Genomic DNA, 13,510 nt, shown 5'->3' on the forward strand with positions numbered 1-13,510 from the left:
CGCTGCACGTGCAAACGCTCAGGCGACGGACGATGTCGAGTCTTTGGCGTGAGCGAGCGCTCCCTGCGCCTCGCCGGCCAACGCGAATGATAGCGAGACTTGTGCCCCCGCCACAGCCCCATCGACGACGCGATTGGAAAGTTCGATCCGCGCGCCATGCTCGTCGGCGATCTTCTTCACTACCGCGAGCCCGAGTCCGGTGCCCTTGGTCTTGGTCGTGACGTAGGGCTCGAAGGCGCGCTTGAGGATGTTCTCGGCAAAGCCGGGCCCGCTGTCCTGCACCGTGAGCCGCACGCGCTGGCCCGAGTCGGCCAGCCGCGTGCGGATGACAACTTCGCCTGGGCGCCCGCTGCCGTGGGCTGCGACTTCGGCGGCGTCCTGCGCGTTTTGCAACAGGTTGTGAATCACTTGGCGGATCTGCTGCGCGTCGGCGCGGATCGGCGGGCAGCGCTCGTCGAGCTCGCAGAGCAGCGTGATGGGCGCGCTCTCCGCGGCGTAAAGCTGAAGCACGTCGGCGACCAGCGCATTGAGGTCGACCGCCTTCAGGTCCGCCGCCGGCAGCCGCGCATAGTCGCGAAACTCGTTGACCAGGCGCTTCATCGCGTCGACCTGGTCGACGATGGTCCGGACCGACTTGGCCAGTATTGCCTCTTCGGCGGGCGCGACCTTGCCGCTGAGCTTCATCTCGAGGCGCTCGGCCGAGAGCTGGATGGGCGTGAGCGGGTTCTTGATCTCGTGCGCCAGGCGCCGGGCCACTTCGCCCCAGGCCTGGGCGCGCTGGGCCGACACGATCTCGGAGATGTCGTCGAACACCAGCAAGCGAGCCTCGCCCGGCAGCTGCGCACCTCGCGCGACGATGTTGACCGCGTCCTGCGACAGGCCCTCGCCGCTGGTACGCAACTCGAAGGCATGCTGCCAATGGTCGAGGCCATGCTGCAGGTGCTCGACCTCGAAGTCGTCGAACTGCTGCTGCACGGCCTGCCCGAACTCGGCCAGCCCGGGCACATCGACCAGCGGCTGGCCCTCATAGGCCGCAAGCGGCGCGCGCAGCACGCGCGTGGCGCCAGGGTTGGTGGACAGCACGACACCACGCGGGTCCAGCACCATCACGCCCGAGGTCAGGTTGTCGAGGATGGTCTGCAGGTTGGCGCGCGCCGCATCGAGCTCGCCCAGCGTCTTCTCGACCGCGGCACGCGCCTCGGCCAGCTGCTGGGTCATGACGGCGAAGGAGCGCGTGAGGCCGCCGAGCTCGTCCCTGCCCTGCACCACCGCGGTGGGCCGCAGATCGCCGCCTGCGACCTGCCGCACCCCGTCGGCCAGCACGAGCAGCGGCCGCGCGAGCTGGGTGCCGAACAGCACCGCGAGGAGCACCGCGCCGAACACGGCGAGGAAGAGCGACAGCGTGAGGGTGCCGATGTACATGCGGCGCAGGCCCTCGCGCGCCAGCGCCCGCTCCTGGTACTCGCGATTGGCCTCCTGCACCGCCAGCGCGTTGGCCACCACTGCCGGCGGCAGCGGCTGCGTGACCTGCAGGAAGCGCGGCTCGGTGCCGAAGTCGAAGCCCGGCCGCTGCACCAGCGCGAGGGCGCGCACGCTGGCCGGCGGCGGCACCGTGCTGCCGGGCGCGGGGCTCTCGTCCAGTCCCTCGATGTGGGCGATGGCGCGGTCTGCCCGCACCTGGCGCAGCTGCTGCGGCGAGGGCCGCTCGGGATTGAGCTGGAAGCGCGAGGCGCCCGCACCGGCGATCAGCTGCCCGTTGCCGGTCCAGAGCACCACGTCGGTGGCACCCAACTGGTCGCGGATGCGCTCGAGCATCAGCCCGGCACTGGCGTCGGGCACGTCGGCGAGCTGGGTGCTGGCGCTTCGCACCTTGCTCACCAGATCGTCGGACAGCGAGTCGAGGGTGGCGCGTCCCAGGTTCAGGCCGGCGTCCAGCGCGCCTTCGACCTTGACGTCGAACCAGCTCTCGATCGAGCGCGCCACGAACTGATAGGAGACCACGTACACCAGCGCGCCGGGAACAACGCCCACGAGGGCGAAGATGGCGGCCAGCTTGATCAGCAGGCGGCTGCCGAACTTGCCCTGGCGCAGCCGCCGCAGCAGGCGAAAGGCGACCCAGCCGAGCACCAGCGAAAGCACCACCGCCACCACCACGTTGATGCCGAACAGGCGCGCGTAATTGCGTTCGTAGAGCTCGCGGTTGTTGGTGGACTGGGCGAGCAGGAACATCAGCACCAGGCCGACCGCCGTGACCAGGAAGGCACTGACACCGATGGCCCAGCGGGTTGCGCGGGCGCGACTGGCTGCCGACGACCTGCCGGCGCCAGCGCGAGAGTCCTTGCTCACTTCATCTTCTCCAGCGACAAGCGCGCGCTGCGCTCGACGGAGATGTTCCAGTCGGCCTGGCCGACCACGCCGATCTGGAAGGGCCGCGGCAGTTGCGAGGTGTCGAGGCGGAAGCGGAAGCTCACCGGGTGGGGGCCCTCCTCGCCGATCTCGGAGATGTCGCCGAGCCGCAGCCGGGCCACGCGCCGCACGCCGTCGAGCGCTTCCGAGAGGGTATCGAAATTCTGGTTCAGCGACACGCCGAAACCCGAATTGGTGATCGGCACCGGCGAGACATTGAGCCGCCAGCGCCGCGTGAGCGGCTGGTAGGCGAGCCGCATGTGGCGCGTGGCCTGGGCGACTTTCTGGTCGGTCCAGTACCAGCGCTCGCGGTAGAGCTCGGCCTCGGCGACGAAATAGATCGCGATGCCCTTGTCGAGCACCTCCTCGACCAGGTTCGGCAGTTCGAACTGCACCTGGGCGTTGAGATAGATGCCATCGTCCGCCTGTTCGAGCTTCAATTGGCTGACCGACGCGCTCTTGCCGGACTGCGCCGGCGCCGTTGCGGGCCAGCAGGCCAGGAGGCAGGCCAGCACCAGCAGGGCGGCCAGCCATCCCATTCCGCGGCCTTCAGCGGAGAGGTTGCTTTTCGAGCAAGGCGTAGAAAAAGCCGTCGTGGTCACCCAAGGCATTGTCCGGGACGCCACGGGCAATCCCCCCGCTTTGCGGCAGCAAATGCCCCGGCGAGGGCAGCAAACGGGCGTCGGTGTTGTGCGCAAGGAACGCATCGATCTGGTGCGCACCCTCCTCTCTAAAAACCGAACAGGTGCAATAGAGCAGGCGCCCGCCCTCCCGCACCAGGGGCCAGAGCGCTGCCAGCAGCATGGCCTGCAGCAACGCCAGTTGTTCGGTGTCGCTCTCGCGCCGCAGCCAGCGCACGTCGGGATGCCGGCGCACGATCCCCGAGGCGGTGCAGGGTGCGTCGAGCAGGACGGCGTCGAAGGCGTGGCCGTCCCACCAGTCCTTCGGCCGGCCGGCATCAGCCACCACGACCTTGGCACGCAGGCCGAGCCGCGCGAGGGTGTCGTCAATGCGGCGGCTGCGCGCAGCATCGACCTCGAGCGCGGTGAGCTCGATGGCGTCGGGCCCGGCCAGTTCGAGCAGGTGGGCCGTCTTGCCGCCGGGCGCCGCACAGGCGTCGAGCACCCGCACGGGCCCGGCATCCGGCGCGGCGCCGAGCAGGCCGTCAAGCAGCAGCGGCGCAGCGAGCTGGGCGGCGGCGTCCTGCACCGAGCAATGCCCCTCGGCGAAGCCCGGCAGCTCCTGCACCGGCCGGGCGCGCAGCAGCTGCAATCCGGCCGCGGCCACCGGGACCGCCTGCAGGCCCGCGGTCACCAGCGCCGCCTGGTAGGAAGGCCGGTCGCCTTGGCGGGTGTTGACCCGCAGCGTCATCGGCGCCTGCGTGTTGTCCGCCGCCAGCACGCGCTGCCAGTCGCGCGGATGGTCGCGGCGGAGGCGCTCGATCCACCAGCGCGGGTGGTTCCATTGCGCGACCGGCTCGCGGTCCGTGGCGGCCACCAGTTCCTCGCGCTCCCGCAGGAAGCGGCGCAGACAGGCGTTGACGAAGCTGGCCTGCGCGCGCGTGCCGGGATTGCGCTTGGCGGCCTCGACCGTCTGGTCGACCAGCGTGAAGGGCTCGTAGGGGGCCTGCGTGGCATCCCAGGCCAGCGCCAGGGCGGTGCAGAGCAAGGCATCGGCCGCCGGGGGCGGCGTGCGCTTGGCCAGTTGCCGGCGCAGGGCCTCGGCCCGCCCGAGCCAGCGCAGCACCTGGAAGCCCAGCGCCTGCACCCCCGGCCTCAGGGCCGGCGGCACGGCGTCGAAGGCCACGGTGCCGGAGACGCCGCCGCGGATCGCGGCCAGCGCGACGGCAGTGAGCTGCAACTGGCGCCAGAGCGGCGGCCCGAGGGCCTCCGAGGCGTGAAGAGAGTCTGAAGAGTCTGTCAACTTGGAATCGATGATGAGCAAAAGCGATGTCAGCGCAAAGGCGCCGCCGGTCTCAATTGCATGATCCACGCCACCAGCACCGCAGGAAACTGGGCAATGGCCGCGTTGTAGTGCGCCACCGCCTGGTTGAACTGGTTGCGCGCGATCTCGGCGGCGGCCGAGGGCTCGGGCCAGGCGATCGGCGCCGCGGGGCTGTCGTCCCGGCCGTTGAGGGGGGCGGGCCGAGACAGGGTACCGTCGGCCTCGAAGCTGACCACCGCATCGGGATGCAGCCGCTGCCAGGCACCGAGCATCACGTGCAACGCCGTCGCCAGCGCCGCGATGCCGGCAGGGTCGAGCGGCTTCAGGCGCGTGGCCGCCAGCAGCGTGACCAACTGGGCGGCAGACGCCTGCAGCGCGGCATCCTCACGGCCGGGGCCGTGCGGAACCTGCGCCGTCGCGCCCCCCTCGGCCAGGCGCGCCTGCACGAAATCGAGCTGCCGCACCAGCGCCGCATCGAGCGCCGCATAGGCCTGCAGGGCCCCCGAGCGCAGTCGCACGATGCGGTTGTAGGCGCCGACGAACCAGAAGAGCGCCACCGCGCCGAGGATCCACCACGGAAGCGACTCCGGCACGCCGCTCATGGGTTTCGCCCCAAGAAAAAAGCCCCCGATCCGCGGGCGGAAGGGGGGCGTTCGAGACCGGTCATGCAGTCGATGCTGACCAGTTATTCGGTCGCAGCGCCCTCGCTGGCATCGACCGTGCTCGCGTCCTCGACCGAGGCGGAGGCGCTGCCGGAGAGTTCGGCGGCTTCCGCTTCGGCGATCGCTCGGCGCTCGGCCTCGTCCATCGCGTCCTTGACCTTGCGTGCCTGGTGGTAGGCCATGCCGGTGCCCGCGGGGATCAGGCGGCCGACGATGACGTTCTCCTTCAGGCCGCGCAGCTCGTCACGCTTGCCCATGATCGCGGCTTCGGTCAGCACGCGCGTCGTTTCCTGGAACGAAGCGGCGCTGATGAAGCTGTCGGTCGAGAGCGATGCCTTCGTGATACCCAGCAGCAGGTTGGTGTAGGTCGCGGGCAGCTTGTCCTGGGCGCGCAGGGCGTCGTTGGTGTTGAGGATCTCGCTGCGCTCGACCTGCTCGCCGGCGATGTAGTTGGCGTCGCCCGGGTTCTCGACCACGACGCGGCGCAGCATCTGGCGAACGATCACCTCGATGTGCTTGTCGTTGATCTTCACACCCTGCAGGCGGTACACGTCCTGCACCTCGTCCACGATGTAGCGCGCCAGTTCCTCGGAGCCCAGCAGGCGCAGGATGTCCTGCGGATCGGCCGGGCCGTCGACGATCGACTCGCCCTTGTTCACCACCTGGCCTTCGTGCACCAGGATGTTCTTCTCCTTGGGCACCAGCTCTTCCCAGACCTTGCCGTCCGGGTCGGTAATCTGCAGCCGCACCTTGCCCTTGGTTTCCTTGCCGAAGGACACGGTGCCGGTCATCTCGGCCAGCATGCCCTTGTCCTTGGGCGAACGGGCTTCGAAGAGCTCGGCCACGCGCGGCAGACCGCCGGTGATGTCGCGGGTCTTCTGGCCTTCGACCGGAATGCGCGCCAGCACTTCGCCGGGGCCCACGTCCTGGCCGTCTCGCACCTGCACCAGCGCACCGACGGGGAAGCCGATGGTCACCGAGTGGTCGGTGCCCGGGATCTTCACCTCGTTGCCGGCGACGTCGATCAGCTTCACCTGCGGGCGCACGACCTTGGCCGCGCCGCGGCGCTTCGGATCGATGACCACCAGGGTGGACAGGCCCGTGACCTCGTCGACCTGCTTCGCGACCGTGAGGCCTTCCTCGACATTCTCGAACTTGGTCTTGCCGGCGAACTCCGTGATGATCGGGCGCGTCAGCGGGTCCCAGTTGGCCAGCACGTGGCCAGCCTTGACCTGCTGGTCGGCCTTGACCGCCAGGGTGGCGCCGTAGGGCACCTTGTGGCGCTCGCGCTCGCGACCGTGCTCGTCATGGATGACGATCTCGCCCGAACGTGCAATCACCACCAGCTCGTTCTTGCTGTTGGTCACGTAGCGCATCGTGGCGTTGAAGCCGATCACGCCGTTGGACTTGGCCTCGACGCTCGACGCCACCGCCGCACGCGAGGCTGCGCCGCCGATGTGGAAGGTCCGCATCGTCAGCTGCGTGCCGGGCTCGCCGATCGACTGCGCCGCGATCACGCCGACCGCCTCGCCGTTATTGACCAGGCCGCCGCGGCCGAGGTCGCGGCCGTAGCACTTTGCGCACAGGCCGAAGCGGGTCGAGCAGGTGAGCGCAGTGCGCACCTTGACCTCGTCGACGCCCTCGTTTTCCAGCGCTTCGATCACGTCTTCGTCCAGCATGTCGCCGGCCTTGGCCAGCACGGCACGCGTCTCGGGGTGCAGCACGTCTTCGGCGGCGGTTCGGCCGAGGATTCGCTCGCGCAGCGATTCGATCACTTCACCGCCTTCGACGATGGCGCGCATCACGGTGCCGTCCATCGTGCCGCAGTCCTGCTCGATCACGACCAAGTCCTGCGTCACGTCGACCAGGCGACGCGTCAGGTAGCCGGAGTTCGCAGTCTTCAGCGCCGTGTCGGCCAGGCCCTTCCGGGCGCCGTGGGTGGAGATGAAGTACTCCAGCACGTTCAGGCCTTCGCGGAAGTTCGCGGTGATCGGCGTCTCGATGATCGAGCCGTCCGGCTTGGCCATCAGGCCCCGCATGCCGGCCACCTGGCGGATCTGCGCGGCGGAACCGCGGGCGCCCGAGTCGGCCATCATGTAGATGGAGTTGAAGGACTCCTGCTCCACTTCCTTGCCGTGGCGGTCGATGACCTTCTCCTTCGAGAGCTTGGACATCATGACCTTCGACACCTCGTCGCCGGCCTTGCCCCAGATGTCCACCACCTTGTTGTAGCGCTCGCCGGCGGTGACCAGGCCCGAGACGTACTGCTGCTCGATCTCCTTCACTTCCTTGGCGGAGCGGTCGATGATGCCGTGCTTCTCGGAAGGCACCAGCATGTCGTCGATGGCGATCGAGATACCGGCCTTGGTCGCCAGGCGGAAGCCGTTCTGCAGCAGCTTGTCGGCGAAGACCACGGTCTCCTTCAGGCCGCACTTGCGGAAGGAGGCGTTGATGAGCTTGGAGATTTCCTTCTTCTTCAGCGCCTTGTTGATGTTCGAGAACGGCAGGCCCTTCGGCAGGATCTCGGACAGCAGCGCACGGCCGACGGTGGTGTCGACCAGCTCGATCCTGGACGTGAACTCGCCCGAGTCCTTGTCCTTCGTGTACTCCTTGATGCGCACGCTGACCTTGGCGGTCAGCTCCACCACGTCGGCGTCGAGCGCGCGCTGGACCTCACCGATGTCGGAGAAGACCAGGCCTTCGCCCTTGCCGTTGATGCGCTCGCGCGTCGTGTAGTAAAGACCCAGCACCACGTCCTGCGAGGGCACGATGGAGGGCTCGCCGCTCGCCGGGAACAGCACGTTGTTGGAGGCCAGCATCAGCGTGCGGGCTTCCATCTGCGCTTCCACCGACAGCGGCACGTGTACGGCCATCTGGTCGCCGTCGAAGTCGGCGTTGAAGGCCGCGCAAACCAGCGGGTGCAGCTGGATCGCCTTGCCTTCGATCAGGATCGGCTCGAAGGCCTGGATGCCGAGGCGGTGCAGCGTCGGTGCGCGGTTCAGCATCACCGGGTGCTCCTTGATCACCTCTTCCAGGATGTCCCACACCACCGGCGTGCCGGATTCAACTTCCTTCTTCGCGGCCTTGATGGTGGTCGCGATGCCCATGGCTTCCAGGCGCGAGAAGATGAAGGGCTTGAACAGCTCGAGCGCCATCAGCTTCGGCAGGCCGCACTGGTGCAGCTTGAGCGTCGGGCCCACCACGATGACCGAACGGCCCGAGTAGTCGACGCGCTTGCCCAGCAGGTTCTGGCGGAAGCGGCCGCTCTTGCCCTTGATCATGTCGGCCAGCGACTTGAGCGCACGCTTGTTCGCGCCGGTCATGGCCTTGCCGCGGCGGCCGTTGTCCAGCAGGCTGTCGACAGCCTCCTGCAGCATCCGCTTCTCGTTGCGCGCAATGATCTCCGGCGCCTTCAGCTCGAGCAGGCGGCGCAGACGCGAATTGCGGTTGATGACGCGACGGTAGAGGTCGTTCAGGTCGGAGGTCGCGAAGCGGCCGCCGTCCAGCGGCACCAGCGGACGCAGGTCCGGCGGCAGCACGGGCAGCACGTCCAGCACCATCCACTCGGGCTTGATGCCCGACTTGCGGAAGGCTTCCAGCACCTTGAGGCGCTTGGAATTCTTCTTGACCTTGACTTCGGAGCCGGTCAGGTCGCCGCGCAGCCTTTCGATCTCGCTGTCGAGCTCGATGCCCATCAGCAGGTCCTTGATGCCTTCGGCGCCCATCTTGGCGATGAACTCGTCGCCGTATTCCTTGCGCTTCGCGTCGTAGTCGTCCTCGGACATGATGCCGAACTTCTTCAGCGGGGTCATGCCGGGGTCGGTGATCACGTAGGCTTCGAAGTACAGCACGCGTTCGATGTCGCGCAGCGTCATGTCGAGCACGAGGCCCAGGCGCGACGGCAGCGATTTCAGGAACCAGATGTGCGCGCAAGGCGCGGCCAGGTCGATGTGGCCCATGCGCTCGCGGCGCACCTTGGTCTGCGTGACTTCGACGCCGCACTTCTCGCAGATCACGCCGCGGTGCTTGAGGCGCTTGTACTTGCCGCACAGGCACTCGTAGTCCTTGATCGGGCCGAAGATCTTGGCGCAGAAGAGACCGTCGCGCTCGGGCTTGAAGGTCCGGTAGTTGATGGTCTCGGGCTTCTTCACCTCGCCGAAAGACCACGAACGGATCTTCTCGGGCGAGGCCATGCCGATGCGAATGGCATCGAAATGCTCATCCGGCGTGAATTGCTTGAACAGGTCGAGTAGCGATTTCATTGACTCTTTCCCCTTCTATTTACGAGCGTTCAAGTTCAATGTCGAGGCCCAAGGAACGGATTTCCTTGACCAGCACATTGAACGATTCCGGCATGCCGGCTTCGATCGAGTGTTCGCCCTTGACGATGCTTTCGTAGACCTTGGTGCGGCCCTGCACGTCGTCGGACTTCACGGTCAGCATTTCCTGCAGGACGTAGGCGGCGCCGTAGGCTTCGAGCGCCCACACTTCCATTTCCCCGAACCGCTGGCCGCCGAACTGCGCCTTGCCGCCCAGCGGCTGCTGCGTGACCAGGCTGTAGGGACCGGTCGAACGGGCGTGCATCTTGTCGTCCACCAGGTGGTGCAGCTTGAGCACGTGCATGTAGCCGACCGTGACCGGACGCTCGAACTGGTCGCCCGTGCGTCCGTCGTACAGGTAAGCCTGCGTGCGCGTCGCGGTCAGGCCCTTGGCCTTGGCGATCTCGTCCGGATAGGCAAGGTGCAGCATGCCGCGGATTTCCTCTTCCGAGGCGCCGTCGAACACGGGCGTCGCGAAAGGCACGCCGGTCGACAGGTTGCCGGCCATCTCGAGCACGTCGGCATCGCTCAGCTTGGCGAGGTCTTCCTTGCGGCCCGAGCCGTTGTAGAGCTTGTCCATGAACTGGCGCAGCTCGGCCACCTTGGCCTCGGCCTGCAGCAGGTCGCCGATGCGCTGGCCCACGCCCTTGCCGGCCCAGCCCAGATGCACCTCGAGCACCTGCCCGACGTTCATCCGCGAGGGCACGCCCAGCGGGTTCAGGCAGATGTCGCACGGCGTGCCGTCAGCCATGTGCGGCATGTCCTCGACCGGAACGATCTTCGACACCACACCCTTGTTGCCGTGGCGGCCGGCCATCTTGTCGCCGGGTTGCAGGCGGCGCTTGACGGCCAGGTAGACCTTGACCATCTTCAGCACGCCCGCGGGCAGCTCGTCGCCCTGCGTGAGCTTCTTGCGCTTCTCTTCGAACGCGAGGTCGAAGCTGTGGCGCGTCTGCTCCAGCGAGTTCTTGATCGACTCGAGCTGCGAGGCCACCTCGTCTTCCGCCGGGCGGATGTCGAACCAGTGGAACTTCTCGATCGACGAGAGGTACGCCTTGTCGAGCTTGCTGCCCTTGGCCAGCTTGTTCGGGCCGCCGTTGGCGACCTTGCCGGTCAGGAGCTTCTCGATCCGGTCGAAGGCGTCGGCCTCGACGATGCGCAGCTGGTCGTTCAGGTCGAGGCGGAAGCGCTTGAGCTCGTCGTCGATGATCTGCTGGGCACGCTTGTCGCGCTGGATGCCTTCGCGGGTGAACACCTGCACGTCGATCACGGTGCCTTGCGAGCCCTGGTCCACGCGCAGCGAGGTGTCCTTCACGTCGGAGGCCTTCTCGCCGAAGATCGCGCGCAGCAGCTTCTCTTCAGGCGTCAGCGTGGTCTCGCCCTTGGGCGTGACCTTGCCGACCAGCGTGTCGCCGGGCTGCACTTCGGCGCCGACGTAGATGATCCCGGATTCGTCCAGGCGGTTGAGCTGCTGCTCGGCCAGGTTCGGGATGTCGCGGGTGATTTCTTCCGCGCCCAGCTTGGTGTCGCGCGCCATCACCACCAGTTCCTCGATGTGGATCGAGGTGTAGCGGTCTTCGGCGACCACGCGTTCGCTGATCAGGATCGAGTCTTCGAAGTTGTAGCCGTTCCAGGGCATGAACGCGACCAGCATGTTCTGGCCCAGCGCCAGCTCGCCCAGATCGGTCGAGGCGCCGTCGGCGATGACGTCGCCCTTGGCGATCGTGTCGCCGCGCTTGACGATCGGACGCTGGTGGATGTTCGTGTTCTGGTTCGAACGCTGGTACTTGATCAGGTTGTAGATGTCCACGCCGACTTCGCCTGCCGCCGCTTCGGCGTCGTTCACGCGCACCACGATGCGGGTGGCATCGACATAGTCGACCACGCCGCCGCGGGTGGCCGTGACCACCGTGCCGGAGTCGATCGCGGAGACGCGCTCGATGCCGGTGCCGACGAAAGCCTTCTCTGGACGCAGCACGGGCACCGCCTGGCGCTGCATGTTGGCGCCCATCAGCGCGCGGTTCGCGTCGTCGTGCTCCAGGAAGGGCACGAGCGAGGCGGCCACCGACACGATCTGCGCCGGCGACACGTCCATGTACTGCACGCGCTCGGCGGAGACCAGGATCGATTCGCCGGTTTCGCGCGCCGACACCAGGTCGCCCGTCAGGCGGCCGTCCTTGTCGAGCGCGGCGTTGGCCTGCGCGATCACGTACTTGCCTTCCTCGATGGCCGACAGGTAGTCGATCTCGTTCGTGACCTTGCCGTCCACCACGCGGCGGTACGGCGTCTCGATGAAACCGTACTCGTTCAGGCGGGCGTACAGCGCCAGCGAATTGATCAGGCCGATGTTCGGGCCTTCAGGCGTTTCGATCGGGCACACGCGGCCGTAGTGCGTGACGTGCACGTCGCGCACTTCGAAGCCGGCACGCTCGCGCGTCAGACCGCCCGGGCCGAGGGCCGAGACGCGACGCTTGTGCGTGATCTCGGACAGCGGATTGGTCTGGTCCATGAACTGCGACAGCTGCGAGGCGCCGAAGAATTCCTTCAGCGCGGCCGAGATCGGCTTGCTGTTGATCAGGTCGTGCGGCATCAGCGGCTCTTGCTCGGCCTGCCCCAGACGCTCCTTGACGGCCTTCTCGATGCGGGCGAGGCCGGTGCGGTACTGGTTCTCGGCCAGTTCGCCGACACAGCGCACGCGGCGGTTGCCGAGGTGGTCGATGTCGTCCACTTCGCCGCGGCCGTTGCGCAGGTCCACCAGGATCTTGACCACGGCGAGGATGTCCTCGTTGGTCAGCACCATCGGGCCGGTCGACTCGTCGCGGCCGACCTTGGCGTTGAACTTCATGCGACCGACGCGCGACAGGTCGTAGGTGTCGGGGTTGTAGAACAGGCGCTGGAACAGGGCCTGCACCGCGTCTTCCGTCGGCGGCTCGCCGGGGCGCATCATGCGGTAGATGGCCACGCGCGCGGCGAACTCGTCCACCGTCTCGTCGATGCGCAGGGTCTGCGAAATGTACGCACCCTGGTCGAGCTCGTTGGTGTAAATGGCCTGCAGCTCCTGCACGCCGGCGGCGCGCAGCTTCTTCAGCAGCGCCTCGGTCAGCTCGTCGTTGGCCTTGGCCAGGATCTCGCCGGAGTCGGGGTCGACGATGTTGCGTGCCAGCACGCGGCCGACCAGGAAGTCTTCCGGAACGCTGATGTGCGTGGTGTCCGTCTGCTCGAGCTCGCGCGTGTGGCGCGCGGTGACGCGCTTGTCCTTGGCGACCACGACCTTGCCCGACTTGTCGGTGATGTCGAAGCGCGCGACTTCGCCGCGCAGGCGCTCGGAGACGAACTCCATCTGCGCGCCGCTGTCCATCAGGCGGAAGTTGTCGTTGACGAAGAAGTTCGCGAGGATCGATTCCGGGTTCAGGCCGATGGCCTTCAGCAGGATCGTCACCGGCATCTTGCGGCGGCGGTCGACGCGGAAGTACAGCATGTCCTTCGGGTCGAACTCGAAGTCCAGCCAGGAGCCGCGGTAGGGGATCACGCGGGCCGAGAACAACAGCTTGCCCGAGCTGTGCGTCTTGCCCTTGTCATGCTCGAAGAACACGCCCGGCGAGCGGTGCAGCTGCGAGACGATCACGCGCTCTGTGCCGTTGATGATGAAGGAGCCTTTTTCGGTCATGAGCGGCACTTCGCCCATGTAGACCTCCTGCTCCTTCACTTCCTTGACCACCTTCGACTGCGAGGTCGAGGACTCGCGGTCGTAGATGATCAGCTGCACCTTGGCGCGCACGGCCGAGGCGAAGGTCAGGCCGCGGGTCTGGCACTCGCGCACGTCGAACGCCGGCTTCGCGAGGTTGTACTCGAGAAACTTCATCTCCACGAAACCGTTGTGCGAGACGATGGGGAAAGCGGCGTCGAATGCGGCCTGCAGGCCTTCCACGGTGCGTTTCTGGGGCGGGATCCCTGCTTGCAGGAACGCGGTGTAGGCGTCCTTCTGCATCTGGAGCAGGTAGGGAATTTCGACGACGCTGTCGCGATTGCCGAAGTTCTTTCGGATGCGCTTGCGTTCGGTGTAACTGTACGTGGACGTTTGGGCCATGAGAGCTCCGGAGCTTGAGATCTTCAGCGACTTGTCAGCAGCGCTTTCGCGCCACTGCTTGGCGGCTGGCCACTACCAGCCGTTGGCGGACA

6 protein-coding genes are annotated in these 13,510 nt (G+C 67.2%); all 6 read right to left on the reverse strand.

Going from position 1 to position 13,510, the window contains the following annotated elements:
• Positions 1 to 18: 18 nt before the first annotated feature.
• Complete coding sequence (locus GXN78_RS09095; protein ID WP_106559738.1) at positions 19 to 2,346, reverse strand: ATP-binding protein; 2,328 nt, start codon at positions 2,344 to 2,346, stop codon at positions 19 to 21.
• Positions 2,343 to 2,945, reverse strand: coding sequence for a DUF4390 domain-containing protein (locus tag GXN78_RS09100; RefSeq protein WP_106559737.1), 603 nt, complete (start codon positions 2,943 to 2,945; stop codon positions 2,343 to 2,345). Before GXN78_RS09100 ends, GXN78_RS09095 begins: the two co-directional genes overlap by 4 nt.
• A gap of 10 nt (positions 2,946 to 2,955) precedes the next feature.
• The gene (gene rsmB, locus GXN78_RS09105; RefSeq protein WP_106559767.1) at positions 2,956 to 4,329 is read right to left on the reverse strand and encodes a 16S rRNA (cytosine(967)-C(5))-methyltransferase RsmB; all 1,374 of its coding nucleotides are present in this window, start codon (positions 4,327 to 4,329) and stop codon (positions 2,956 to 2,958) included.
• A gap of 29 nt (positions 4,330 to 4,358) precedes the next feature.
• Entirely contained in the window at positions 4,359 to 4,952 is a 594-nt protein-coding gene (locus GXN78_RS09110) for a lema family protein (RefSeq protein WP_106559736.1), read from the reverse strand.
• 83 nt (positions 4,953 to 5,035) lie between these two features.
• Positions 5,036 to 9,274: a DNA-directed RNA polymerase subunit beta' gene (gene rpoC / locus GXN78_RS09115; protein WP_106559735.1), complete on the reverse strand. Its 4,239-nt coding sequence runs from the start codon at positions 9,272 to 9,274 to the stop codon at positions 5,036 to 5,038.
• Between the two features lie 19 nt (positions 9,275 to 9,293).
• Entirely contained in the window at positions 9,294 to 13,418 is a 4,125-nt protein-coding gene (gene rpoB / locus GXN78_RS09120; RefSeq protein ID WP_106559734.1) for a DNA-directed RNA polymerase subunit beta, read from the reverse strand.
• Positions 13,419 to 13,510: the final 92 nt, after the last annotated feature.

The organism is Variovorax sp. WS11, from assembly GCF_010499245.1.
Classification (GTDB): Bacteria; Pseudomonadota; Gammaproteobacteria; order Burkholderiales; family Burkholderiaceae_C; genus Variovorax.

Excerpts from the sequence above, each read along its gene's own strand:
- GXN78_RS09100 (WP_106559737.1), bottom strand. The coding sequence starts at position 2,945 with ATGGGATGGCTGGCCGCCCTGCTGGTGCTGGCCTGCCTCCTGGCCTGC.
- GXN78_RS09110 (WP_106559736.1), bottom strand. The coding sequence starts at position 4,952 with ATGAGCGGCGTGCCGGAGTCGCTTCCGTGGTGGATCCTCGGCGCGGTG.
- rpoC (WP_106559735.1), bottom strand. The coding sequence starts at position 9,274 with ATGAAATCGCTACTCGACCTGTTCAAGCAATTCACGCCGGATGAGCAT.
- rpoB (WP_106559734.1), bottom strand. The coding sequence starts at position 13,418 with ATGGCCCAAACGTCCACGTACAGTTACACCGAACGCAAGCGCATCCGA.